The sequence below is a fragment of the Halorubrum sp. B53 genome (genome assembly GCF_059752395.1).
On the sequence record NZ_MWTH01000006.1, the window covers coordinates 320,668 to 344,539 of the forward strand.

A 23,872-nucleotide genomic window follows, 5' to 3' on the forward strand; every position below is an offset into this window, starting at 1 on the left:
ATCCGGATACCCCGAGACGGGCCGGTAGATGCTCGGGCTCGAACACGACTTCCGGATCGTCGACACCCGCGCGACGCTGGACCCCGACGAGTCCTCGGTCGCCACGCACGGCCGAGACATCTCCCCCGAGCGGCTGGAACGGGAGATGCTCCAAGCGGGCGTCGTGCGCGCGGTCGCGAGCCCCGGCCGGCGCCCGCCCGGCCGGAGCTACCTCCGCGCGAACAACGCGGTCGCGCGGCTCTCCATCGACCGCCCGTTCGTCGCGTTCGCCCGACTCAACGGCCCGCGCGACCCGGGGAACGGCCCGGTCGCCGCGGTGCGGAACCTCCGCGCCGAGCGCGACGACCACCACGCCCGGCCGGACGACGTCGAGCAGTACTCCTACGACGACCGCTTTCACGGGTTCACGCTCGCCCCGCACGTCGACGGCCTCCCGAACGAGGACGTGCTCGGTCGGCTGGAGTCGGCCGACCTCCCGCTCTTCGTCCACGCCGGCAGGGAGTTCCCGCCCGAGGCGGTCGAGCGCGAGCTCCTCGACTACGACCTTCCGCTCGTGCTCTCGAGCTTCGGCGGCTACCCCCTCGACGCCGATCTGATGAACGAGACGCTCGACCTGCTCGACGAGCACGACCGGCTCTACGTCGACACGAGCGCGGTGCGCTACCGCGAGGTGCTCGAGCGCGGCGTCTTAGAACACCCCGACCGCGTCCTCTTCGGCTCCGGTGCGCCCGACATCCACCCGAACGTCGGCGTGATGGAGGTGCTCACGCTCGACGTCTCGGAGGACCTGATGCGCCGCGTGCTGGCGAAGAACCCCGCCCGGCTGATCCCCGCGCTCGCCGAGGGCGCCGACGCCTGAAGCGACGGTCACTTGTCCCGCCGCTGCGGAGCCGACGGACATGAGCGACGCTGAGACCGACGCCGAGAGCGACGGCGGTGACGGCGGCGACGACCCCCTCGTCGAGGTCGTTCGGGCCGTCGGCCACGAGCACGTCACCGCCGAGCACGCGAGCACCGTCGAGCTCACAACCGACGACTGGCTTACGCCGGCGGGCGACTGTATCATCGGTATCGAGGCCGACCGCGCGCCCCGCGACTTCTCCCCCGAATTCCGCGAGGCGTGCCGAAACGCGGAGGCGACGATCACGGCGACGATCGGAGTCGGGGAGCCCGGAGACGAGGGGGTCGAGCTCGACGACCCCGCGTACGTCGACGAGATCGTCGGCCGCGGCGATCCCGATCTCACGCTCCTCGACGACCGGTCGATGGTTGGGCGGACGAGCGACTACACCGACGACGAGCGCACGATCCTCGTCGACGGCGACGGTGCGGCCGCCGACCTCGACCGCGATCTCGTCGCCGCGCTCGCTGACGGCGCCCCGATCGCGCTGCGGCTGGCGGTCGAACGCGCCGAGTAACGAACGCGCCGCAGAACGGCCGTCTCCAGGTCGATCAGCGCTGAACGGCGGCGTCGACGAGGTCCGTGACGGGGAACGGCTCGTCGCGGTCGAACGACGCGAAGACGGCCTCGTAGCGCGCGGAGGGCAACACGAGCACGACGATGTTCTCGAAGAACAGCGTCTGCGCCTCGAACTCCTCGCCGATCAGGCCCTTGAACTCGTCGCCGGTGACCTGGTTCGCCATGACGAGCCGGTACGCGGACTCGAGGTCCTGGTCGGAGTACCGCGACTCGAGGTCCTCCCGGACGTACTCGACATCGAAGTCGAGGGAGTCGAGGCTGGCTATCACGCGCGCCTCGGCGCCGTCGACGCCGCGGAGCGTCTCAACGAGCTCGGACACGCCGGCGGATTTTGCTGGTACGTACTAAAATCGCTCGTTCGAATCCGGACCGGTTAGATCGGGAGCTCGGCGTCGGCGCCGACCACTCGGTCAACCTCCTCCGGCGCGCGCCAGTCGGTCGTGCGCTCCAGCAGCTGGACGACCATCCGGCCCGTCACGCCCCAGACGGTGTAGCCGTCGACGTGGAAGAAGTGGACCCGGTGGTCGCCGTACTCCGGGTGACCGATACGACGCTCCGACTCGTAGTTCGCGCGGTCGGTCAGCCCGTTGACGGGGAGGACGGCCACCTCCGCGACCTCCGACTCGTCGGGGACGTACTCGCGGTCGGGCGCGACGCCGACGAACGGCCGGACCCGGTAAGCGGAGGAAGTCCGGGTGTCGTCGAGGCGCCCCAAGACGTCGACCTCGTCCGGGCGCATCCCGACCTCCTCGTTCGCCTCGCGGAGCGCGGTGTCGGTCAGGGTTCGGTCCTCGGGCTCGCGCCCGCCGCCGGGGAAGCTCATCTGTCCGGGGTGTTTCCCGAGGTGGGACGCGCGTTTGGTGAACAGCAGGTGGGCCTCGCCGCCGCGCTCGACGACGGGCGCGAGCACGGCGGCCTCGCGGCGCGCCCGAGTCACCTCTTCGGGCGTGTACCGACGCAGCCCCGACAGGTCCATATCGGGCGTAGGCGCCCGGAAGGGGTTAACGTTTCTCCGCGTTCCGGCGATCTGAAACGAGCGCGGCGTCGACCGCTGACCCGTCGGCCGTCGGGCGGTCGAGGGATCGCGCGACCGCGCCCGAACGGCTCGCGCAGCGAGGCTGAACGACTCGCACGGCTTCGGACGTTTTAAGCCCGCGACCCGCCCTTCACACGATAATGAGCGACGACGACCAGGAGCTCGGGATCACCGAGTCCAAGTCACACAACACCGGCGAGTGGTACGCCGAGGTCGTACAGAAGGCGGGGCTGGCCGACTACGGCCCCGAGGGGATGAGCGGATTCATCGTCACTCGACCGCGGGCGTACGCCGTCTGGGAGCGCCTGCAGGGGTTCCTCGACGCGAAGTTCAAGGACACCGGCGTCCAGAACGCCTACTTCCCCCTCTTCATCCCCGAGTCGTACCTCGAACGCGAGAAGGACATCGTCGAGGGGTTCGACCCCGAGGTGGCGTGGGTGACCGAGGCGGGCACGAAGGAGCTCGAGGAGCGGCTCGCGGTCCGGCCCACCTCCGAGTCGATCATCACGCCGTACATCAGCCAGTGGGTCCGGAGCCACCGCGACCTCCCGCTGCGCGTGAACCAGTGGTGTTCGGTCGTGCGCTGGGAGGCGACGGAGACGAAGCCGTTCTTCCGAACGAAGGAGTTCCTCTGGCAGGAGGGCCACACCGCGCACGAGACCGCAGAGGACGCGTGGGACGAGACGATGACGCGGCTCGACCAGTACGAGTCCGTCTACGAGGACCTGCTGGCGCTGCCCGTCCTGAAGGGACAGAAGCCCGACCACGACAAGTTCCCCGGCGCCGACACGACGACGACCGTCGAGGCGCTGATGCCCGACGGGAAGTCGGTGCAGGCCGGCACCTCCCACCACCTCGGGCAGTCGTTCGCGGAGGCGTTCGACATCACCTTCTCCGACGAGGACGAGGAGGAGCGGCTCGCGCACACCACCTCGTGGGGGCTCTCGTGGCGCGCGCTCGGCGCGCTGATCATGACCCATTCCGACGAGCAGGGGCTCGTGCTCCCGCCCGGCGTCGCTCCCGAACAGGTCGTCGTCGTCCCGATCTGGCAGGAGGACACCAAAGACGAGGTGCTGGAGTACGCCGAGGGCGTCGCCGACGACCTCGACGACGCCGGCGTCCGCGTCGAGCTCGACGACCGCGACGAGCGCAATCCCGGATTCAAGTTCAACGAACACGAGCTCAACGGGGTCCCGCTCCGGATCGAGATCGGCCCCCACGAGGTCGAGGACGGCGAGCTCACTCTCGTCCACCGCCCCGACGGGGAGAGCGTCGTCGAGGAGCGGGACGGCGTCGCCGACACCGTCCGCGACCACTTCGACGAGATCTACGCGAAGCTGTACGCGGCCGCGGAGGAGACGCTCGACGGCGAGGTCCGCGAGGCCGAGGACCGCGCCGAGATCCTCGGGACGCTCGGCCAGCACGGCGGCTACGTGAAGACGCCGTGGTGCGGCGACGAGGAGTGCGAGGAGCCGATCAAAGAGCCGATGGCCGCCGAGATCGTGATGGTGCCGTTCGAGGACGAGGACCCCCTCGTCGACGGCGACGAGACCTGCGCCATCTGCGGCGAGGACGCGAAACGGACCGCTTACTTCGCGAAGTCGTACTGAGTCGGGGTCGATTACGGCGGGGCGCATCGGTAACGGCCGCCCCGCCGCTGTACCGCGTTTAATCCGCGTTGATCCGACTTAACGGAGATCGGTTTATATACGGATACGTCGCCTACGGTCAGGTGATGAAACGAGGTATCGCGCTCCTCATCGTCGCGGTCGTGCTGGTCGGCGTCGCCGGGATCGCCGCGGCCGGCCCCATCGGGACGGTCGCCGCGCAGGACGACCCGGTGGCGACGAACGAGACGAGCGAGGGGAACGAGACGGCGAACGGGACGGAGATCAGCCCCGGCGAACGCCTCTCCGGCGTGATCGGGGTCCAGCGGGCCGAAATAGCCGGCGAGGTCGACTCCCGGGCGTTCGAGGTGGCGCTCAACCGGACGGAGACCGACGAGGAGCGGGCCGCCCTCGTCGCGGAGCGGTTGAACCGGACCGAGGACCGGTTGACGGAGATCGAGCGGCGCCAGCGGGAGCTCCGCGAGCGCCGCGACGCCGGTGAGCTGAGCCGGGGCGAGTTCGCCGCCCGGATGGCGGAGATCGGCGCCCGAGCCGAGACGGTCAAGCGCGAGGCCAACCGGAGCGCCGACGTGGTTCGCGGGCTCCCCGAGTCGGTCAGGGCCGACCGCGGCCTGAACGAGGCACGACTCGGCGCGCTCCGCGAGCGGGCGAGCGAGGCGAGCGGCCCGGAGGTCGCGGCGATCGCTCGCGGCGTCGCCGGCAACGATGTGGGCGGCCCGCTGGCGTCCGAGCGACGCGGCCCGCCCGCGGACATGGGCCCGGGAGCCGGCCCGGGCGCCGGTCCGGGCGCCGGCGGCGGCTCGCCCGGCGCTGACGGACGACCCGGCCGCGGTACCGAATCCGGGGGCGACGGCAACGCGACGAACGCGACCGATCGCTCGACGAACGCGATCGACCGTCCGACGAACGCGACCGACCGCCCGACGAACGCGACCAGCGCTCAGACGACCGCCGGAAATTCGACTGGTGGGTCCGCGAGCGGTAACGCCGGGCAAGGAGGCGGCGACCGAGGCGACGGCTCCGACGCGGGGAGCTCGCCGACGGGCGACGAGCGGTCTCCGCCCGCCGCGGGCGATAACCGCGGCGGCGGGGGCGGTTCCGGATCCGGTGCCGGCGCCGCGAACGCCGTCGAAGACGTCGTGGCAGGACTCTCCGGACCGTTGACTGACGGTGCCGAGTACGTTCGTCGGGTCGTCGGCATCGATGGATAGGTCGCCTCCGGCTCGGCACACCACCGAGCCGACCCCGACCGGACGTCGCGGTGACCGCGGCCGCCAGAGGAGCGCCCCGCGTGCCCCGCACGCTTGCTTGGAAGATGGGAAGCGATTTACCCGAGCCTCGTAACTGTTGGGCTGTGCAGCGAACGGTACTTCTTCTCGTCGCCGTCGCGGTCGTCGCCAGCGCCGGCTTCGCGTCGATCGGGGCCGCCCAGGGCGGTGCGGGCCTCCCGCCGGGCGGTTTCGACCAGATGGACGTCACTCCGGACGACGTCCTGATCGAGGTCAACGTCGAGCCCGACGGCGATGCAGTCTGGGAGACGCAGTACCGAGTTCGCCTCGCGAGCGACGACGAGGAGCAGGCCTTCGAGGAGCTCCGCGCGGACGTGGAGTCGAACCCGGACGCGTACACGGGCCGGTTCGGCGAACGGATGCGCGCGACGGCCGACACCGCCGAGAACGCGACGGGCCGCGAGATGAACGTCTCGAACGTCACGGTGACCGCCGAGCGGCGCGAGCTCCCGCAGTCGTACGGCGTCCTGACGTACCGGTTCGAATGGAGCAACTTCGCGGCCGTCGACGGCGACCGCCTCGTCGTCGGCGACGCCGTCGACGCGCTGTTCCTCGACGAGACGTCGTCCCTCATCGTCTCGTGGGACGACGGGTATCGGCTCGGCGAGGTCTCGCCGTCGCCGACGGAGACCCGCGAGAACGCCGTCGTCTGGGAGGGCCCGGTGGACTTCACGGAGGGACAGCCGCGCGTGACCGTCGAGCCCGAGGGGCTCGCCGCCGGACCGCTCCCCCTCGTCGCGCTCGGACTGCTCATCGCCGTCCTCGCCGTCGTCGGCTACCGCCGTCGGCCGTGGCGCGCGTCGGCTTCGGACGGGGCGCCGACGGCGACCGCGGACGCGCCCGACACGACGGGAGCCGAGGCGGCCGCCGAGAGCGGGGACGCGGTCGACGGGGACGGCGCGACTGGCACGGAGGCGACCGCCGCTGGAGCCGGCGCGAGCGCCGCGGCCGTCGGCGAGCCGGACGCCGACGAGGGCGGAGCGGAGCCCGGCGCGGACGGAGACGGTGACGGGGCGGCGCCACCGGTCGACGAGGACCTGTTGAGCAACGAAGAGCAGGTGCTCCGGCTGGTCGAGGCCAACGGCGGTCGGATGAAACAGAAGCAGGTCGCCGAGGAGCTCGACTGGACCGCCGCCAAGACGAGCCAGGTCGTGACGGGGCTCCGCGACGAGGGCGACCTGGAGGGGTTCCGGCTCGGGCGCGAGAACGTGCTCTCGCTGCCCGAGTACGACGCCGCGGCCGACGCGGCCGACGCCGACGACACCGACGGCGAGGAGACCGGGGACGACGGCGAGTGACGCTCGCGGCGGTCGCGCCCGGATCGACGCTCGGGCGTGAGGCGGGAGCGACCGATCGACTATCCGAACTCGGCTCTCGTCACAGGTCCCGCGACCGACCCAGATGCATGAGTTCGCCGCCGCACTCGCACGTCCCGCCCGACTCCGTTCGGGCCCCGCATTCGAAACACTCGTACAGTTCTCGTTCGTCGACTCCGGTTTCTGGTCGCATATCACGCCATATGGTGCCAGGTAACATAGCCTCAGCCCTATTATTCTTTAAAGAATAAGTATCCGATCGGTAATCGGGTGGACGGACGATCGGATCCGTCGCGACGCGTGCGGAGGCGACGGTGACCTGCTCGGGGGACGCTCTCGGGCCTCTCGACGAACCGATGCAGGGGCCGAATCACCGGAACCCGGCTCTTTTTCACCGGAATCGACGTACAGGTAGTATGGAGATCGGCTTCAGCTTCGGAGCGAACGCGCCGACCGGCGTCTTCGTCCTCCACGCCGCGGTCGCCGTGTTCTTCCTGTACCTCGGTGTCGTGAACGCGGCCGCCGGCGAGTCGATCGGCGTCGCGTTGAACGCCCTCATCGGCGTCCTCCTCGTCGCCGCCGGCGTCGTGGTGGCGCGGATCACCGAACGGCGGACCTAACGCTCGGCCTCGCGTCGTCCGCTAGGCGCCGCCGCTCTGTTGACCCGTCGCCTAGTTCTCTGCTGTGGGTCGACGAGAGAACGACAGAAGCAAAGGAACTGTGGCCGTGCCACTTCGCTTCCTTATTTGAATTCTCGTCTTAATTTGATTAATTGAGAGGAATAACCTTGTCTATTAAATGAGTATCTATCTATCCCCGCTAAATTGAATACTTGGCATAATATACACCTATTACAACGTCAATCTTTTTTGATCAACTGAGATGGTTCTCTGAGTGGTTTTTACAGGCTCGATTGTCCGGAAATGTACTCGAATCTGATACTACCGTCCGACACAGTATACTCCACAGCTGTCGGCGTTTGAATCTGAACTGTGCAGTCTGTTCGCGAAGTGGTTCTTGAATCAGCACGTGAGTATGGGATTTCCAACTGACGTTCTTCCATCGATCCAAGCTTTGTACGCGCATCTGGTTCTATTCCAGATCCTATGATGACTGGATGAAGTTGTAGATCCTCCACGGGAGGTTCGGCATTTGCTGTTGCTAACTGTGAAATCCAATACGAATATCTGTCAATTTGATTGATATTATCCACCGTGATTTCTTCTTGTTTTAATTCACCTACCGTTGCTTTGTACCTGTGGCCATCTCTCTCATGTAGTAGAAGTAGATCAACTTTTGAGCGACCTATCCCGTACACGATCTCATTTCCGAACCATTCCAGTTCTGAGAGAGGTCCGACGATGTCGGATAATACTGGTATCTCTTCGTCAATATTATTCAAAATCCAAGCGTGTAGCCAGTGTTCGTATGGAACTTCGGGACCATCCCCCAATTTAGGACTCAAGTAATCTCTATTCTCCTGCGCGGGATATGGCTCAAAATCAGGGACTTCTGAAGTCCCTTCGTTTTCCCGTTCCAGCAATCTAAGGAGTTTCTCTGTTTCTTCCGGAAGTAACGGTGCCGCGCTTCGTTCCGTACCCACGCCATACATCTTTCGGAATATCTTTGTCCAAATAAAACCAGGATCGGTTTGATCAACATACGCCGTATTATCAGTCACACTATTTGGATAATAATTATCAGGTTGGATCAGAACCCGGTTAGGAACAATATGCTCACCCTGCGGAACGTCACTGTCACAATTATCGCAAGTCCATGGGTCTTTGTTCGGGTCCCTACCCCAGTCTTCGGGATACGTTGAACCACATTCAGGACATTCACCTCTGACAGTATGGCCGTTCCAAGAGATAGTTTGTGTATCAACAAAGGGCCGGCTCGTTATTTCATAGACTCCCCTAAATCCGCGATCCTCCGGTGATTCATCGATTCTGCGTTGGTACAAGAATACCAAATCACCCGGTCGCGTTCCGAGAAGGTCAGCATACAAACCGGATTGTCCACTAAAATTCCACTCTAATTTTGGCTCTTTAACTCCACAAAATCCACGGGACCTGTGAACGGGGTATGAGAACTTATCCACTACAAAAACGTATCCGCGCCTGTCAACACCTTGGGACATCTGAATATCATAGTTCGTGGGAATAATAAAAGTAAGCACTAATAATTAGTAGCATAGTTTCTAATATTTAATTAGACACATTCATAACTAACGTATTGATACCCCATCATCGACGGGTCGCTGATTCTAAGTACAGAATTACTGATAGAAGGGTACGGCCCATCGAACTTTCACAGCCGCCAGTACGATCCTGTTGGCGCCTCATAAACGGGTATTCAGGGATTTTGTCACAGCGGTTCATGCTGACCACTCTGAAACACCGATTCCAACTTCCTGATAGGACCATCGGAACCGTTATACTGGATTCAATAATGCAATCTTGAATAAGATGGAGAAAGCCAGACAAGGGAGATGCGAACCGCGGTGGTTCCGCTTCGCTCTGTGATTCAAATTCTCCTTCGGCTGTTCGACTCCGCTTTGTTTCGATAGAAGAGCCGGAGGAGGGATTTGAACCCTCGACCTATTCCTTACGAAGGAATCGCTCTGCCAGCTGAGCTACTCCGGCGCGCGTCTTACCATTCCCGAACGGCAAAATAAGGGTTCCGAAACGGCGACGGCGCGGGGGCCGAACTGGCGCGACCGATCCGCGGATCGTCGGATCGCACTCGGTAGATGCGCCGTTGGCGTTCGTTTCGGAATTATGCCCAATACATTCCGATCCGTCTGTTTTCTCAGGTACAATCACAGGTGTATAAGGAAAAAACATAAATACTTGTTCAGGCTCTAATCGAGATGTGGTCGCACCGATCGTGCGCCGCGATGGCGGGGATCGACTCCCTCGACGGTGCGTGCCCGGTCGAAGCCCGTGCCGGGCGTCGGTAGTCCCGTCGGTCGCACCCCCCACGGCGACCCGACGTGGCGGTCACCACTAACAGCGTTCCACCACGGCCGTCGTGTGATCCACGTCTCCGACGTGCCAAGCGCGAAATCGCCTCTGGTCCCGACGGTCCACCGGCCGTGAACTCTTGTCATGTGACGGGCCGTGCCGTCCCGACCCGCTCGTCCCGGGCGGGACGGCGGTCACGCTGTCGATCCACGTACCCGATCCCGTCGGCGGTCGCCGACGGGAGACTCGCCGTAAAGTGGCGACGTCCGCCGATGTCTCGGCGGGCCCGATTCTCACGAGAAGAGTCGTCTCGGTGCCTCCGCGGCCGCGGAGATCCCGCTCACCCCGGCCCCGAGGACGCCCGCGAGCCGCACTTCCGCCGGCTCGACGCCGAGCTCGCGAGAGAGGAACCCCGGACGAGCGTCGGCGCCGACGACGGCGATCGTCCGGCCGCGGACGCGTACCTCGGCGGTGAGGTCGGTGGCGGTCAACAGCGCGGCCGCCCCGTGCGCGTCGTTGTCCCCGGGTAGGTTCCGCGCGACGCGGACCGCGTCGCGGACGGTCGCCGCCTCGACGAACAGGCGGTCGCCCGTCGAGCGGACGTCGAGGTCGACGCCCTCGACCGTGAGCGTCAGGTCCTCCGTGGCGACCGAGAGCGGTGCCCTCGCGTCAGTCCTGTTCACGGGTCGTGACCCGAACGGTTCCGTCGAGCCGCCAGCTGGCGTGCTCGACGTCGTCGCCGGTGCCGCTCGGGACGTCGACGCTCATCTCCTCGAACTCGTACACGATCTCCGCGTTGCGGCCGGTCAGCCTATCGTACAGCCCGATAGCGAGGTCGGGCCACGTCGTCGTCTCGTCGATGCGCTCCTCCGGGTCTGGTGCGTCACTCATGTGCGTTACCACGTGCCGTATCGGTATAAACGCGTTACCTGACTGAAACGACGGGCGAGGAAAATCGGGGATCGAGCGGCGCGCGGAGCGCCGCGCGGACGGGGCGCCCCGGTCTCACTCCCGCGTCAGTCTCGCGTCCAGACAGACGTTGTACTCGTGGGGCGCGTACGACCTGACGACGCGCTCGGTCTCGACGGCGACTTCGTACTCGTCGCCTGCCGCCTCGCGGATCGCCCGCGTTCCGGGGCCGAACGGGTCGTCCTCGTGCTGGATGTCGTAGTAGTGGACCAGGCAGTCGTCGCCGGCCAGCGCGACCGCGGTGTCGAGGAACGCGTCGGCGGAGTGCGGGAGGTTCATCACGAGGCTGTCCGCCGCGTCGGCGTAGTCGTCCGCGATCTCACGCACGTCGCCCGCGACAGCGGTCACGCGGTCGGCGACGCCGTTCCGAGCCGCGTTCTCGCGGAGGTACTCGACGGCGCGCTCGTTGAGGTCGCAGGCGACAACGTCGGCGCCGCGGGACGCCAGCGGCACCGCGTACGGGCCGACGCCGGCGAACATGTCGATCGCGGCCTCGCCCGGCTCGGCCTGCTCAACCACGCGGTGGCGCTCGGTGGCGAGCCGCGGCGAGAAGTACACCTCGGCGACGTCGAGGAGGAACTCGTGGCCGTACTCGCGGTGGACCGTCTCGGTGCCGTTCCCCGCCAGCACGTCCCACCGGCGGACGCGGAGCTCTCCCTCGATCGGCGACGCGCGGTTGAGCACGGTGTCGCAGGGCACGTCGGAGGCCATCACGGCGTCGGCGATCTCGCGCGCTCGCTCGTCGTCGTCCTCGTCGACGATGACGATGTCTCCGAGCCGCTCCAGCGAGGGCTCGTAGCCGAGTATCTCGGCCGGGGTCAGCGGGCGGTCGCGCTCGGCGGCGTCGCGCGCGACGACCCTCGCGTCGAGGTCGGCGGGGATCGCCTCCGGGTCGACGATCGGGATGTAGATCGCGTCGCCGTCGACCGCGATCTCGTGGTCGCCGTCGAGGGCGCCGGCCTCGGCGAGGCGCTCGCGGACCGCCTCGCCGCGCTCGCGCTCGACCGCGACGCAGGGAACGCTCATTACCGGAAGAACGCGGAGCCAGCCATAAACGCTGACGCTTTCGGTCGTTCGGCCGCGAGCGCGGGCGGGAGAGCGCGGGAGCGGGCGGAAGGGCGGCGTGGGAGGGCGCGGCGCGTTCGCGGATCGCTCAGTCGTCCGCGGGCGCCTCGGGGCGGTACGCCTCGCTTATCCCCTTCCACTTGCCGGAGCGGAACCGCCAGTAGTTGATCGCGGCGGGGATCGACGTCTCGGCGAGGAACGCCAGATAGAGCCCCCACAGCCCGATCGCGGGGAGCGCGATCTCGGGGATCGTCACCCCCGTCAGGGGGACGCCGATCGCGGGGGTCGCGTCGTTGGCGCCGACGTACGCGAGCGGGATCGAGACGCAGAACATCCCGAAGAACTGGCTCGCGAACGGGATCTTCGTGTCGCCGGCCGCGTCGAGCGGCCCCGCCGCCCCGCCGGAGACGCCCTGGAAGACGACGGCGACGCAGGCCGCGTAGACGAGGGCGACCGCGATCGGCACCTCCGGGCTCTCGGGGCCCTCCGCGAACAGCACCACGATATCGCTCGCGAAGACGGCGGTCACCGCCGCGAAGACCACGTACGTCGCCACGGAGAAGCGGATGATGTCGCGGGCGTACGCCTCCGCCTCCGCGGGGTCCTCGCCGCCGAGCTCCTGCCCGACGAGGCTCGAGGAGGCGAGTCCGAACCCCCAGCCGGGGGCGTTCATGATCCCCCAGATGCGGCGGGCGATGACGAACGCGGCGACGGTGTTCTCGCCGAACACGTCGAGGATGGCGAGCATCGGGAACTCGGCGACGGTCCACACGAGGTTGCGCGCGCCGACCGGGAGGCCGATCTCCACGAGATCGCGGAGCATGTCCGGGTTCACGTACGAGCCGAACGGGTCGATCGCGATCGGAAACTCGCCGACACCGGGGAATCGCCCCCACACGAGCCCGCCGGCGAACGCCGCGACGGCGAGCACGTTCGAGAGGACGGTCCCGAGCGCGGCGCCCTCGACGCCCAGCCCCAGTCCGAAAATGAACGCCGCGCTGAGCGCGATGTTCGCGACCGCGCCGCCCGCCCGCACCTGCATCGCGGTGTACGCGTCGTCGCAGCCGACCAGCACGCGGCTCCCGACGAGGTTGAGCGCGGCGAACGGGACGCCGAGCCCGACGATCCGGAGGTACTCTGCCCCGAGGGCGATCGCGGCCTCGTTGCTGCTCAGGACGCCGATGAGGGCGGCCGAGTGCGTCCAGAACGCGGCGGACACCGGAATCGTGACGACCACGACGAGGAGGACGCTCGCCCGGACGGCGTCGCCGAGCTCGCCGTACGCGTCCGCGCCGTACCGCTGCGAGACGAGGGCGATGGTGCCGCCGGCGACGCCGCCGCCGATCGCGAACGCGAGCCCCCAGTAGGGCCCGGCGAACCCGACGCCGGCGACCGCGCTGGTGCCGACGGCGACCCCGACGAGCGCCACGTCGACGGCGTTCTTCGACATCCGGGCGATCCCCGTGACGATCCGCGGCCACGCCAGGTCGGTCGTCCGGACCACGCGGTGGCGGTCGATCAGCCCGGCCCTCGCAAGGGCGAAGCCGATGTAGAGGATTAGCGCGCGGAAGGGGTTGGGGAGGCGGACCACTGCGGGTACGACCGTTTCCCGGTCCGCGCTAAAGGGATTTCGTCACGCGGCGGGCGTTTCCGGATCGGCCGACGGCGACGAAGACGGCGACGGCGGGGGCGAACATGACGGACCTCAGCATTTTCGAGGTGGAGCCCCCGACCTCAAGGCGCGAACGGAGTGAGCGAGTAGGTCGGGGAGGAAACCGACATGGGACGACACAACCGCCACACCGCGACCGACCGACCCCCAAGCGTATAAGTACCGTCGGGTACCCCCTGAAACTATGGGCGTGCGTCGAACCGCCGTCGTGAAACTCGCCGTTTCCGACGAGCAACGCGACGCACTCCACCGAACCGCCGAGCAATACCTGTACTGCGCGAACCGAACCGCCGACTACTGTTGGTCCGACACCTCCTACACTGAGTGTAAGACCAACAAGCGAGAGGTTCGTGACGCGCTCTACGCCGACCTTCGAGAGGAGACAGACCTACAGGCCCAACTTGTCCAAGCCGCTATCAAACGCGCTGTCGAAGCCGTCAAAGCGTGTGTCGAACGGTGGAAAAAGGGACAGCGCGTCTCTCAACCGACGTTCACTGCTGAAACGATGGACTACGACACGCGGAGCGCCACCTTCTACCGGAACAAGGTGTCGCTGGCGACTGTTGAGGGCCGAGTCGAACCGTCGTTCGTTCTCCCAGCAGACAGTCCGACGCCCTACGAGCGGTACGTACTCTCCGAGAACTACGAGTTCTGCGAGAGTACGCTTCGGTACGACGCGGCCACTGACGAGTTCTACCTCAACATTTCGACGCGGCGGACAGACGGTGACGATGAGGTTTCGGAAGATACCGGGCACTCCGACCAAACGGTCCTCGGTATCGACCTCGGCGTCAACAGCCTCGCTGTGTCCTCAACTGGCACGTTTTGGCAGGGGGACGACTACGACCACTGGTGTCGTGAGTTCGAGAAGCGACGTGGCGAGATGCAACGGCGCGGCACGCAGGCCGCACACAAGGCCCTGCTTCGCCTCGGGAAGCGAGAGGAAGCCTGGCGCAAACAGTACATCCACACGATCGCCAACGAACTCGTCTCGGAAGCCGTCGAACACGACTGCGACGTAATCGCGTTCGAGGACTTGAGCGACATTCGAGAGCGGCTTCCACACGCGAAGTGGCACCACGTCTGGGCGTTCCGACGCCTGTTTGAATACGTCTCCTACAAAGCCCCTGAACAGGGAGTCTCCGTAGAGCAGGTCGAGCCGACCCATACATCCCAACGCTGTTCTCGGATGGACTGTGGGTTTACGCACGACGGCAACCGCCACGGCGAACAGTTCGCGTGCCAGAAATGCGGGTACGAGGTGAACGCGGATTACAACGCCGCAAAGAATATTGGCGTGCGGTACGCTCGGAAGCGACAACACAAACTCCGTTCCTCGCCCAAGTCGGGGAGCGGAGACGCACAAGTAGACGTGCGTGTGAATGGTGGGATGTTGAACGGTGAGAGTCACCAGCCTCTTGCTGGGGACTGATTGCCGGGAGTCCACATCAAAGCCCTACCCTCAAGGACCGAGGCGCGTAGCGCCGAGGGAGGAGGGTAGGGTAGTTTACGCGCCGGACACGAGGTACACCGACGCGGCGGCGAGGACGATCCCGAGCGCCTTCCGGGCGGTGAACGACTCGCCGAGGAAGAGGAAGCCGATCACCGACGAGAAGACGAGGAACATCGCGAAGATCGGCGTCACGACGCTCACCGGTCCCAGCGCGAGCGACCGGTACAGCGCGAGGATGCCGATCCCGAGGAACACACCGGCCGCGAGCACGTGGAGGATCTTCGGCGACCCGAGGTGGGTGACGAACCCCTGACCGGTGTACGCGAGCACGCCGATGGCCATACAGATGAGCAGCGTGTTCGAGACCACGACGGCGACGTCGCTCGGGACCGCGTCCGGGCCCGTGGTCGCGACGCGCATCAGCGGCGAGACGAGCGCGTACGCGCCCATCGCGAGGAGCGCGTAGGGGAGATAGGTAGCGTCCATATCCCTCGGTCGGTCGGGGCGAAGTAAGTGCCTACCGACCCGCGCCCGTCGACCCGCGTCTCCCGACTCGCGTCTACCGACCGAGGCTCGCGGGGTCTCCGGATGCGATCGTCCCGGACCCCTCCGCGTCGCCCGGCGGCGAGTCTCCCGACGGCACGTCCCCGACGGGGACGGAGACCGTGACGACCGTGCCGCGAGGCTCCCGCTCCGCGAAGGAGACCCGTCCGCCGACCTGGTCTATCCCCCACTTCACGATCCACAGGCCGATACCGCTGCCGTGCTCCAGCGGGGTCTCCACGCCGTGCGTCAGGGCCTCGTACTCCGCGGGGTCGATCCCCGGTCCGTCGTCGGCGACGGAGAGCTCGACCCACCCGCTTTCGATCGTCGCCTCGATCCACACCGACGGCGACGCCGCGTCGTTGTGCTCGACCGCGTTCGAACAGAGGTTCGCCGCGACGACGCGGAGCGTGGCCGGCACCCGCACGTCCGGCACGTCGCCGTCGACCGTCACCTCGGCGTGCGGATACTCCTCGCGGAGGTCGGCGGCGGCCTCCGCGACGACCTCGCCCAGGGGGACCGGCGGGTCCGGCTCCGAAACCGGGTCGAACAGCTCGCTCGCTGTCCGGGTCCGCTCGCTGAGATCGAGGATCCGCGAGGCGCTCTGCTTGACGACCGACAGCGCCCGCTCGTCGCTCGGGTCCGCGCGCAGCTGGTCGGCGTACCCGTGAATCAGGTTCGTCTCGGTCCGGACGTCGTGGCGGAACACCCTGTTAAGCACGTTCAGCCGCTGCTGTTGCCCGAGGTACTCGCCGATGTCGTGGAAGACGACGACGCGGCCGATCGACCGGCCGTGGTCATCGGTCACGCCTCGCACCATGACCTCGTACGGCCGCCGGCCGTTCCGTCCCACGACGGAGAGCGGGCCGACGGTGCCGCGTTCACCTGCGAGCGCGTCGTACCGGGGCACGACCGCGTCGGCCGGCTCGCCGATCGCCGAGCGGCGGTCGACCTCGAACACGTCTGCGGCGCACCGATTCAAGTCGAGGATGTGGCCCTCGGTGCCGACGACGAACACGGGGTCGTGGAGCTGCTCGAACACCAGCTGGCGCGCCCGACGGCGCGGCGCGGGCGTGAGCGTGAGCAGCCGGAACCGCGAGAGCGCGAGGAGGTACGCGACCCCGGAGACGGCGAACGCGAGCGGCGTGGGGTCGAGCCCGGGCACCGGAATCGCTCCGGTGAGGTGGAGGAGGCTGCTGACCCACGGGACCGCTGTGCCAACGAGCAGCGCCGCGCTCTGCCCCCGAAACGGGCGGGCGTCGTCGCGGACGAGTCGGAGGATGGGGACCGACCCGATCAGCCCGAGCAGGTAGGTGTAGCCGGCGATGACGTAGTACCACGGCCCCGGGTCGACGCGGAGAAACGACCCGACCGCGGTGTCGGCGACCCGGCGGTCGGCCGTGATGAGTCCGGTGGGGTCCCCCATCGCGACCACGAGGACGGTCACCGCGGGCGCGACGCAGGCCGCCGCCACGACGCCCGGGCGAACGTATCGGTCTCGGCCCGTGTACTCCAGCGCGAACAGCAGCCATCCGACCGGGACGATCACCACTCCGAGCCACTGCACGTCGTACCAGAGCGCCTTCGCGGCGAGCGTCGACGCCTCCAGCTCGAAGACGAGGAACGTCGTCCACCAGACCTGCCCGAAGAGCAGCAGCGCGAGCCACGTCGCGCCAGCCTCCGGCCGCTCCCGCCACGCGAGGATCGCCCCCGACGTACCGGTCACGACCGCGGCGAGGAGCGCGACGGAGAGCGGACTCAACCCGATCACAGTTTATTCCACGCAAAGGTGGTATAAATCATTTTGCTCTGTCGGGCCGACGCCACCGCGGGACGGCGGATCGAAGGCGAGGGCCGATTAGCCGACCAGCTGCACCGCTGCGACCGCGATCCCGACGAGGATGTAGCTGCAGTCCGGCGCGACGCCGAGGACCGACGCGTCCTCGATTCGACCGGCGAGCGCGGTGACACAGACCGACGCGACGATGCCGACGCCGAGCGCGCCGGCGAGCGGCCACGCAAGCAGGCCGGTGGCGCCCGCGGCCGCCACGGTCCCCGCCGCGACTATGTCGACGCCGTACAGCAGGTGACGCGTCCGCTCGACGCCGAGCACGACCGGCAGCGTCTCGACGCCGACGGCCGCGTCCGCGTCGACGTCCCGGACGTTCGGGAGTTCGGCGTCGACGAACGACCGCAGGAAGAAGTACGCGAAGACGACGGCGACGACCGGCCCCGGCGCGGTCCCGCCGAACGCGATCGGGAGGAACGTGAGGGCGATCGCCCACGCCGCCGCGACGACGGCGGAGTTGAGTACCAGCACGTCCTTTAGGCGCGGGAGGGTGCTGCGTCGCCCGCCGTCGGTGACCGTCGCGCCGGCGCGACCGACGAGCCCTCGGCGGTCCGGGGTCGCGCTCGCGAGGACCGTACCGATGGCCCGCCCGAGGTCCGGCACCCAGTCGGAGGCGTAGACGACCCAGAAGGCGCCGGGCAGCAGCGTGAGCGCGAGCGCGCGCGGCCCGCCAGTCACCGCGATCGCGACCGCCAGCCCGTAGGCGAGCGTGGCGGCGACCATCAGTTGGTCCCCGTAGCGCCGGGCGAGCAGCGCCCGGTCCGGGGTCGACGCGGCGTCGGCGTCGGCGTCGGCGACGTGATCGATGCTGTACACGGCGAAGGCGACGAGTGCGACGACCGCCGGGGCGGCCGTCACGGGGACGCCCAGCAGGACGGTCGCGACGAACGCCTCGACGGCCGCGACGAGCGCGGTGAACGGCGACCCCCACGCGAAGGCGGCGAGCAGGCGCCGCCCGTCGCCGGTCGTCCCGGTCGGCGTCGGGGACGCGTCCGGCGGACTCTTCTGTTCGCTCGGTTCGGTTACGGATCCGTCCGATCGCATCCCGGAGCGACGCGGTGGCGTCGTCGATGCGAACGGTTCGGAGCGATGCGGCGAATCGGTGCCGTCGGTAGCGTCCGACGGCGGATCTATCTGTTCGGACATGGTTCGAGGCCGAGCGCCCCCGCCGACCGGTGACGCTCGCCAGTTGGCACTCGAACCGCCGGATATATCTAATCACCTACAAAGAATTAAATAAAATAAATACCTCATTCTTTATTTTTAAGCCGAGACGCGCTCTCGGTCGCCCGTGCCCCCTTCAGTACGCTTTTGAGGCGAGCGGCCGATGTTTCGCGTATGGACGGAACCTTCGACCACACGATGATCCGCGTCGAGGACTTAGAGGAGAGCCTCGACTGGTACCAGACGCACCTCGACTACGAGGAGAAGGGCCGCTGGGAGGCGGACACGTTCACCAACGTCTACCTCGGCCCCGAGGACGTCCACGAGGACGGCGCGCTCTTGGAGCTCACTTACAACCACGGCGACCACACGTACGAGATCGGCGACGCGTGGGGCCACATCGCCGTGCGCGTCCCCGAGGACGCCCTCCAGGAGTCGTACGACCAGCTGATGGCGGAGGGCGTCGAGGACTACCGCGACCCCGAGTCCTGCGGGAACCGCTACGCGTTCGTGAAAGATCCCGACGGCCACGAGATCGAGATCGTCAAGCGCGACTACGGCGAGAAGTGGAGCATCGACCACACGATGATCCGCGTCGAGGACGCCGACGAGGCGCTCGGCTACTGGACCCGCAAGTTCGAGTACACGGAGCAGCCGAGTGGCCGCTGGGAGGCGGACACGTTCTCGAACTACTTCATGGCCCCCGAGGACGCCCCGAAGGAGGCGATGAAGCTGGAGCTCACCTACAACTACGACGGCCGCGAGTACACGATGGGCGACGGCTGGGGCCACCTCTGCGTCCGCGTCGACGACCTCGACGAGGCGTGGGAGAAGCTGATGACCCGCGAGGCGCCGGACTACCGCGACCCCGAGTCGTGCGACCACAACTACGCGTTCACGAAGGACCAGGACGGCCACGAGGTCGAACTGCTCGTCCGGGAGTAGACCGCGGCGTCGCGACCGCCGCTCACTCTTCGACCGCTCGCTCCGCGACCTCGACGCCGCTCACCTCGAACCGGGCGCCCCCCAGGTCGGGATCGTTCGTCACCCGCACCTCCCAGCCGTGAGCGGTCGCCACCTGCTCGACGATCCGCAGTCCGAACCCCGTACCCCCCTCCGAGGTCGAGTAGCCCGCGTCGAACACGGCTGCCTGCTCGTCGGGGTCGATCCCGGGGCCGTCGTCCGCGACGAAGAACCCCTCGCCGTCGTCGAGATCGCCGACCGCGACGCTGACGCCGTTGCCGCCGTGATCGATCGCGTTGCGTATCAGGTTCTCCATCAGCTGTTGCAGCCGGCTCTCGTCGGCCTGCAGCGTCAGGTCGCTCTCGACGGCGAGCGTCGCGTTCGCGGTGTCGACGTTCAGCCAGCAGGACTCGACGACCGACGCGAGTTCGACCGGACGCGTCTCGTTCACCCGCTCTCCCTCTCGGGCGAGCGTGAGCAGGTCGTCGATCAGGGTCTCCATCCGCTCGTGGGCCCGGGCAGCGATGTCGAGATGCGGCGTGTCGCAGTCGTCTCGGGCCAGCTCGACCCGCCCCTCCGCCACGTTGAGCGGGTTGCGGAGGTCGTGCGAGACGACGCTGGCGAACTCCTCTAACCGGTCGTTCTGCCGCTCTAGCTCGTCGCTCCGCCGGTGGAGCCGCTCGGTCTTCGCCTCGGACTGGAACGCCGTCTCCGCGGCGGTCGCGAGGATGCGCGCGAGGAACTCGTCGGTCCCGTCGAACACGCCCGGCTCGGTCTCGCCGATCGATATCGTTCCGTACTCGCCGGCCGGGAGGATCAGCAGGCTCCTGAGTCCGGTCCCCTTGTCGACGGCGTCGACGGTCTCGATGTCGTCGTACACCCGGACCTCGCCCGCCTCGTAGGCGGCCCAGTTGAGGCTCCCGCTGTCCGGCGTGAACACCGGTCGCTCGGGGAGCGTCCCCTCGACCGCCTCCGAGACGGCGACCGGGACCAGCCCGCCGGCGTCCTCGTCGTAGAGCCGGACGGTGGTGATCGAGAAGCCGAGCACCTCCGCCGCGGCGTCGACGATCTGCTCGGCGATCTCCTCCCGCGAGTCCGCGCGGATCAGGCTCCGCGTCGCGTCGTGGAGCCGTTCGAGGCTGGTCTCGCGGGCGACGCGGTCGAGGGCCGCCTCCAGGTGGTTCGCCAGTATCTGGGCGATGAGGACGTCCGTGTCGGTGAACGCCTCGGCCGTCGAGGCGGAGATGACGAACACCCCGTGGCCCTCGATCGGGTGGAGCACCAGGCTCTCCGCGGGCGTCTCCTCGTCGAGCTGGTCCCAAGTCGAGATCTCGTCGACGGCGATGGGTTCGTCGCCGCGGTACGCCTCCCACACGAGAGCCGCGCGCGACCCCGGCGGCGCGTCCCGGTCGTACGAGGGCTGCTCGTCGAAGAACATCGGGACGGACTCGGCGAGCGCGGCCGGTTCGAGCGCGTCCCCCGCCTCGTTCTCCAAGTGGACCCCGCTCAGCCCCCCTCCGACGATCGCCGCCGCGGCGTCGACCGCCAGCTGCGTCGTCTCGTCGACCGTCCGGGCGTAGTTGAGATCCTGCGTCCACTCGCGGAGGCGGGCCAGCTTCTCCTCGCGCCGCTTCCGGTCGGAGACGTCCCGCGTGTTGATCACGTACCCGTCGATCCCGCGGTCGTCGAGCCTGTTGCTGCCGACCGACTCCACCCACAAGTAGTCGCCGTCGGCGCGCTCCAGCCGGTGCTCGATCGTCGGATTCTCCGTGTCGCCGGTGACCGACTTCCGGAACCCCTCGCGGACCCGGTCACGGTCGTCCGGGTGGACGTACGCGAACGCGTTCTCGCCGAGGAGCTCCGCCGACTCGAAGCCGAGCAGCGACTCGGCGGACGGGCTGACGTACTGAAACGTCCCGTCCGCGTCGAGCGCCATGACGATGTCGTTGGAGCGCTCGAGAAACGCGCGATGCCGCTCGCGCTCCGTCACGTCACGGATGATCCCGACGAACCGGCGCTCGCCGTCCTCCTCGAACTCGCCGAAGGAGATCGACAGGGGCACCTCGTGGCCGTCGCGGTGCCGGCCCGGGAACTCGACGGCCGACCAGTCCGTCTTCGGGTCGCCGCCGGAGACGTATCGTTCGAGCGCCGCGGTGTGCTCCGCCGACTTCCGGTCGGGCATCAGTTTCGTCAGCGACTCGCCCTCCAGCTCGTCGGGCGCGTAGCCGAACAGCCGCTCCACGGCGGGGTTCGCGAACTGGACCGTGCTCTCCTCGTCGATGGTGACGATCGCGTCCATCGAGTTGTCGGTGATCGCGCGGAGGTGGGTCCGGGTCCGCTCGGCCTCGCGCTCGGCGCGGCGCTTCATCACGGCGTCGGCGATCCGGTTCGCGAGGATCTCGTACTGCTCGGTGCCGCCGCCCTTCTGGAGGTAATCCGTCACCCCGGCGGAGATCGCCTCGCTGGCGACCGTCTCCGACCCCTTTCCGGTGTACAGGATAAAGGGGAGGTCAGGGTCGCGCTCCCGGACGCGCTGTAAGAACTCGATCCCGTTCGGTCCGGGCATGTCGTGATCGGAGACGACGCAGTCGAACCCGCCCGCCTCGATCCGCTCCAGTCCCTCGGTCGCGTTCGGGACGGTTTCGACGTCGATCCGCTCGTCCTCGCGTTCGAGAAACGATCTCGTCACTTCGGCGAGATCTGGGTCGTCGTCGGCGTGGAGGACGCGGATCCGGTCGCTCATTGGACACGACTACAGGTGACCGCCGTTTAACCATTTGGTCGGGCAGCGGAAACGTCGGTCCCCCGGACGGGCGACCGAGCGCCCTCACTCGCCGTCGACCGGGCGGAACACCACCAGCGGCTCCCCGTCGGTCGCCCGCTCCTCGACGCCGACCTCGACCGACAGCCCGACCTCGACCGCGTCGCCCTCGGGGTCGACGCCGCGCAGGACCCCGCTCGTCCGGACCGGGCCGAGGTCGGCGACGGCGGTGACGTACGGGGCGTCGTCCGCGAACCGCGGCGAGGGGACGTGGACGACGCTGAACGTCTCCACGCGGCCGGTCTCGGCGAAGGGTTCCCGCGAGAGCGGGGTCGACCCGCACTCCGGGCAGCGCCGCCGCGGCGGGAGCGACCCGTGCCCCTCCGGACAGACGAGCGCGTAGCCCTCGCCAGCCGCGACCGCGTCGAGCCACTCGTCGTAGTCGGCGTCGGTGACCGGCGTCGGCGCGGCCCCGGTAGCGTCCGCGTCCCCGCCGTCGCTCTCCGCGCCGCCACCGTTCTCCGCCGCGCCGTCGTCGCTCATTCCGCCACCTCCAGCACGTGGACGACCGCGCTGGCGACGGTCCCGCCGGCGTTGTGCGCGACGCCCACGTCGGCGTCGGGGACGTGCTCGCTGTTCGGATGGTCGCCGCGGAGCAGCCGCGTCAGCTCGGCGATCTGCGAGCCCCCGGTCGCGCCGACCGGGTGCCCCTTCGCCTTCAGGCCGCCCGAGAGGTTCACCGGGAGGTCGCCGTCGGCGGTCGTGACCCCCTCGCGCGCGGCGGCGATCCCCTCGCCGACCTCGAAGAGCCCGAGCGACTCCGTGGCGAGCACCTCGGCGATGGTGAAGCAGTCGTGGACCTCCGCGACGTCGACGTCGTCCGGTCCCACGCCGGCGGCCGCGTAGGCCGCCTCGGCGGCGTCGTCGGCGGCCGGCGTGCGCGCGAGGTACTCGCGGTCGCCGAGCGCCATCCGGTCGGTCCCCTGTCCGGTCCCCGTCACCGCGACGGGGGCGTCCACATCGTGTTCCGCGGCGTACTCCGCGGAGACGATCACGAGCGCGCTCGCGCCGTCGGTGATCGGGCAGGCGTCGTAGAGGTGGAGCGGCTCGGCGACCGGCGGCGCGTCCATCGCCTCGTCGACGGACACCTCCCGGCGGAACTGGGCGTACTCGTTCGGGAGCGCGTTCGCGTGGTTCTTCGACGCAATATGGGCCAGGTCCCGGCGCTCCCCGCCGTACGCGTCGAAGTAGGCGGTCGCCATCAGCGCGTACGCGCCGGGGAACGTGACGCCCGACCGCACCTCGAACAGGTCGTCGGCGGCCATCGCGAGCCCCTCCGTCACCTCGGCGGTCGGTAGGTTCGTCATGCGCTCCATCCCGCCCGCGAGGACGACGTCGGCGTCGCCCGCGGCGACGGTCCGGACGGCCTCGCGGACCGCGACGCCCGCGGAGGCGCACGCCGACTCGTACCGGGTCGCGGGGCAGCGCACGCCGGCGGCCTCGGCCATCAGCGGCGCCTGGTGGCCCTGGTGCTCGGCGAGCGCGCCCATGAAGTTCCCGTAGTTCAGTTCCTCGACGTCCCCTCGCGGGACGCCGGCGTCCTCGAACGCGCGCTCCGCTGCCGTCGCGAAGAGGTCGCGTCCCGCGCGGTCCTCGTGGCTCCCGAAGCGCGTGAGCCCGACTCCGGCGACGCGTGCGTCGGTCATAAACGAACGATT

At 68.1% G+C, this 23,872-nt stretch carries 21 protein-coding genes and 1 tRNA gene; 8 read left to right on the plus strand and 14 right to left on the minus strand.

The features are described from left to right. Nucleotides 1-28 precede the first annotated feature (28 nt). Both B4V06_RS06870 and B4V06_RS06875 read left to right on the plus strand, forming a co-directional pair. A complete protein-coding gene (locus B4V06_RS06870) occupies nt 29-859 on the plus strand; it encodes an amidohydrolase family protein (protein ID WP_123114746.1) in 831 nt (276 codons plus the stop codon). A gap of 40 nt (nt 860-899) precedes the next feature. Continuing rightward, nucleotides 900-1,418, plus strand: coding sequence for a DUF371 domain-containing protein (locus tag B4V06_RS06875; protein WP_123114747.1), 519 nt, complete (start codon nt 900-902; stop codon nt 1,416-1,418). A gap of 34 nt (nt 1,419-1,452) precedes the next feature. Here B4V06_RS06875 and B4V06_RS06880 read toward each other — a convergent pair whose 3' ends face one another. Both B4V06_RS06880 and B4V06_RS06885 read right to left on the minus strand, forming a co-directional pair. Beyond that, on the minus strand, nt 1,453-1,800 hold the full coding sequence (locus B4V06_RS06880) for a DUF7522 family protein (RefSeq protein WP_123114748.1): 348 nt from the start codon (nt 1,798-1,800) through the stop codon (nt 1,453-1,455). A gap of 53 nt (nt 1,801-1,853) precedes the next feature. Next, on the minus strand, nt 1,854-2,456 hold the full coding sequence (locus B4V06_RS06885) for an NUDIX hydrolase (RefSeq protein ID WP_123114749.1): 603 nt from the start codon (nt 2,454-2,456) through the stop codon (nt 1,854-1,856). A gap of 200 nt (nt 2,457-2,656) precedes the next feature. Here B4V06_RS06885 and proS point away from each other — a divergent pair, with 200 nt between their 5' ends. The 4 genes from proS (at nt 2,657) to B4V06_RS06905 (ending at nt 7,369) form a co-directional block, all read left to right on the plus strand. Next, nucleotides 2,657-4,126 (plus strand): proline--tRNA ligase, encoded by a 1,470-nt coding sequence (gene proS, locus B4V06_RS06890; protein ID WP_123114750.1) that lies wholly within the window; start codon nt 2,657-2,659, stop codon nt 4,124-4,126. Nucleotides 4,127-4,251: 125 nt separating this feature from the next. Further along, nucleotides 4,252-5,355: a DUF7096 domain-containing protein gene (locus B4V06_RS06895; RefSeq protein ID WP_498168585.1), complete on the plus strand. Its 1,104-nt coding sequence runs from the start codon at nt 4,252-4,254 to the stop codon at nt 5,353-5,355. Nucleotides 5,356-5,498: 143 nt separating this feature from the next. Then, nucleotides 5,499-6,731, plus strand: coding sequence for a helix-turn-helix transcriptional regulator (locus B4V06_RS06900; RefSeq protein ID WP_123114752.1), 1,233 nt, complete (start codon nt 5,499-5,501; stop codon nt 6,729-6,731). A 434-nt stretch (nt 6,732-7,165) separates the two neighbouring features. After that, complete coding sequence (locus B4V06_RS06905; RefSeq protein WP_123114753.1) at nt 7,166-7,369, plus strand: hypothetical protein; 204 nt, start codon at nt 7,166-7,168, stop codon at nt 7,367-7,369. Nucleotides 7,370-7,650: 281 nt separating this feature from the next. Here the strand turns inward: B4V06_RS06905 and B4V06_RS06910 are convergent, their stop codons facing one another. The 6 genes from B4V06_RS06910 to B4V06_RS06935 form a co-directional block, all read right to left on the minus strand. Beyond that, nucleotides 7,651-8,889, minus strand: a complete 1,239-nt coding sequence (locus B4V06_RS06910; RefSeq protein WP_148041774.1) for a hypothetical protein — start codon at nt 8,887-8,889, stop codon at nt 7,651-7,653. 432 nt (nt 8,890-9,321) lie between these two features. Next, nucleotides 9,322-9,394 (minus strand) — tRNA-Thr (locus tag B4V06_RS06915). A gap of 614 nt (nt 9,395-10,008) precedes the next feature. Then, nucleotides 10,009-10,398 carry a peptide ABC transporter ATP-binding protein gene (locus B4V06_RS06920; protein WP_123114754.1) on the minus strand — a complete coding sequence of 130 codons (390 nt, stop codon included), beginning with the start codon at nt 10,396-10,398 and terminating at the stop codon, nt 10,009-10,011. Next, nucleotides 10,385-10,606, minus strand: coding sequence for a hypothetical protein (locus B4V06_RS06925; RefSeq protein ID WP_123114755.1), 222 nt, complete (start codon nt 10,604-10,606; stop codon nt 10,385-10,387). Before B4V06_RS06925 ends, B4V06_RS06920 begins: the two co-directional genes overlap by 14 nt. A 114-nt stretch (nt 10,607-10,720) precedes the next feature. Further along, nucleotides 10,721-11,710, minus strand: a complete 990-nt coding sequence (locus B4V06_RS06930; protein ID WP_498168589.1) for a class I SAM-dependent methyltransferase — start codon at nt 11,708-11,710, stop codon at nt 10,721-10,723. Nucleotides 11,711-11,837: 127 nt separating this feature from the next. Next, nucleotides 11,838-13,340, minus strand: coding sequence for an MATE family efflux transporter (locus B4V06_RS06935; protein ID WP_123114757.1), 1,503 nt, complete (start codon nt 13,338-13,340; stop codon nt 11,838-11,840). A gap of 265 nt (nt 13,341-13,605) precedes the next feature. Here B4V06_RS06935 and B4V06_RS06940 point away from each other — a divergent pair, with 265 nt between their 5' ends. Further along, a complete protein-coding gene (locus tag B4V06_RS06940) occupies nt 13,606-14,853 on the plus strand; it encodes an RNA-guided endonuclease InsQ/TnpB family protein (RefSeq protein ID WP_498168592.1) in 1,248 nt (415 codons plus the stop codon). 75 nt (nt 14,854-14,928) lie between these two features. Here B4V06_RS06940 and B4V06_RS06945 read toward each other — a convergent pair whose 3' ends face one another. From B4V06_RS06945 to B4V06_RS06955, 3 genes are all read right to left on the minus strand, one after another. Then, complete coding sequence (locus tag B4V06_RS06945; RefSeq protein WP_123114759.1) at nt 14,929-15,360, minus strand: EamA family transporter; 432 nt, start codon at nt 15,358-15,360, stop codon at nt 14,929-14,931. Nucleotides 15,361-15,433: 73 nt separating this feature from the next. After that, nucleotides 15,434-17,188, minus strand: a complete 1,755-nt coding sequence (locus B4V06_RS06950; RefSeq protein ID WP_498168595.1) for a sensor histidine kinase — start codon at nt 17,186-17,188, stop codon at nt 15,434-15,436. A gap of 87 nt (nt 17,189-17,275) precedes the next feature. Further along, complete coding sequence (locus B4V06_RS06955) at nt 17,276-18,412, minus strand: UbiA family prenyltransferase (protein ID WP_498168597.1); 1,137 nt, start codon at nt 18,410-18,412, stop codon at nt 17,276-17,278. 192 nt (nt 18,413-18,604) lie between these two features. Here B4V06_RS06955 and B4V06_RS06960 point away from each other — a divergent pair, with 192 nt between their 5' ends. Then, nucleotides 18,605-19,375, plus strand: a complete 771-nt coding sequence (locus tag B4V06_RS06960) for a VOC family protein (protein WP_123114762.1) — start codon at nt 18,605-18,607, stop codon at nt 19,373-19,375. A gap of 22 nt (nt 19,376-19,397) precedes the next feature. Here B4V06_RS06960 and B4V06_RS06965 read toward each other — a convergent pair whose 3' ends face one another. The 3 genes from B4V06_RS06965 to B4V06_RS06975 all read right to left on the minus strand — a co-directional run bounded on the left by B4V06_RS06965 (nt 19,398) and on the right by B4V06_RS06975 (nt 23,860). After that, complete coding sequence (locus B4V06_RS06965) at nt 19,398-22,136, minus strand: sensor histidine kinase (protein WP_498168600.1); 2,739 nt, start codon at nt 22,134-22,136, stop codon at nt 19,398-19,400. Between the two features lie 84 nt (nt 22,137-22,220). Then, nucleotides 22,221-22,697, minus strand: a complete 477-nt coding sequence (locus B4V06_RS06970) for a Zn-ribbon domain-containing OB-fold protein (protein ID WP_123114764.1) — start codon at nt 22,695-22,697, stop codon at nt 22,221-22,223. Continuing rightward, nucleotides 22,694-23,860, minus strand: a complete 1,167-nt coding sequence (locus tag B4V06_RS06975) for a thiolase C-terminal domain-containing protein (RefSeq protein ID WP_123114765.1) — start codon at nt 23,858-23,860, stop codon at nt 22,694-22,696. The genes B4V06_RS06970 and B4V06_RS06975 overlap by 4 nt, the downstream gene beginning before the upstream one ends. Nucleotides 23,861-23,872 lie beyond the last annotated feature (12 nt).

Coding starts and splice junctions, on each gene's coding strand:
- B4V06_RS06940 (WP_498168592.1), top strand. CDS start 13,606: ATGGGCGTGCGTCGAACCGCCGTCGTGAAACTCGCCGTTTCCGACGAG.
- B4V06_RS06930 (WP_498168589.1), bottom strand. CDS start 11,710: ATGAGCGTTCCCTGCGTCGCGGTCGAGCGCGAGCGCGGCGAGGCGGTC.
- B4V06_RS06965 (WP_498168600.1), bottom strand. CDS start 22,136: ATGAGCGACCGGATCCGCGTCCTCCACGCCGACGACGACCCAGATCTC.
- B4V06_RS06875 (WP_123114747.1), top strand. CDS start 900: ATGAGCGACGCTGAGACCGACGCCGAGAGCGACGGCGGTGACGGCGGC.
- B4V06_RS06885 (WP_123114749.1), bottom strand. CDS start 2,456: ATGGACCTGTCGGGGCTGCGTCGGTACACGCCCGAAGAGGTGACTCGG.
- B4V06_RS06870 (WP_123114746.1), top strand. CDS start 29: ATGCTCGGGCTCGAACACGACTTCCGGATCGTCGACACCCGCGCGACG.
- B4V06_RS06910 (WP_148041774.1), bottom strand. CDS start 8,889: ATGTCCCAAGGTGTTGACAGGCGCGGATACGTTTTTGTAGTGGATAAG.
- B4V06_RS06945 (WP_123114759.1), bottom strand. CDS start 15,360: ATGGACGCTACCTATCTCCCCTACGCGCTCCTCGCGATGGGCGCGTAC.
- B4V06_RS06895 (WP_498168585.1), top strand. CDS start 4,252: ATGAAACGAGGTATCGCGCTCCTCATCGTCGCGGTCGTGCTGGTCGGC.
- B4V06_RS06960 (WP_123114762.1), top strand. CDS start 18,605: ATGGACGGAACCTTCGACCACACGATGATCCGCGTCGAGGACTTAGAG.
- B4V06_RS06975 (WP_123114765.1), bottom strand. CDS start 23,860: ATGACCGACGCACGCGTCGCCGGAGTCGGGCTCACGCGCTTCGGGAGC.
- B4V06_RS06955 (WP_498168597.1), bottom strand. CDS start 18,412: ATGTCCGAACAGATAGATCCGCCGTCGGACGCTACCGACGGCACCGAT.
- proS (WP_123114750.1), top strand. CDS start 2,657: ATGAGCGACGACGACCAGGAGCTCGGGATCACCGAGTCCAAGTCACAC.
- B4V06_RS06970 (WP_123114764.1), bottom strand. CDS start 22,697: ATGAGCGACGACGGCGCGGCGGAGAACGGTGGCGGCGCGGAGAGCGAC.
- B4V06_RS06905 (WP_123114753.1), top strand. CDS start 7,166: ATGGAGATCGGCTTCAGCTTCGGAGCGAACGCGCCGACCGGCGTCTTC.
- B4V06_RS06925 (WP_123114755.1), bottom strand. CDS start 10,606: ATGAGTGACGCACCAGACCCGGAGGAGCGCATCGACGAGACGACGACG.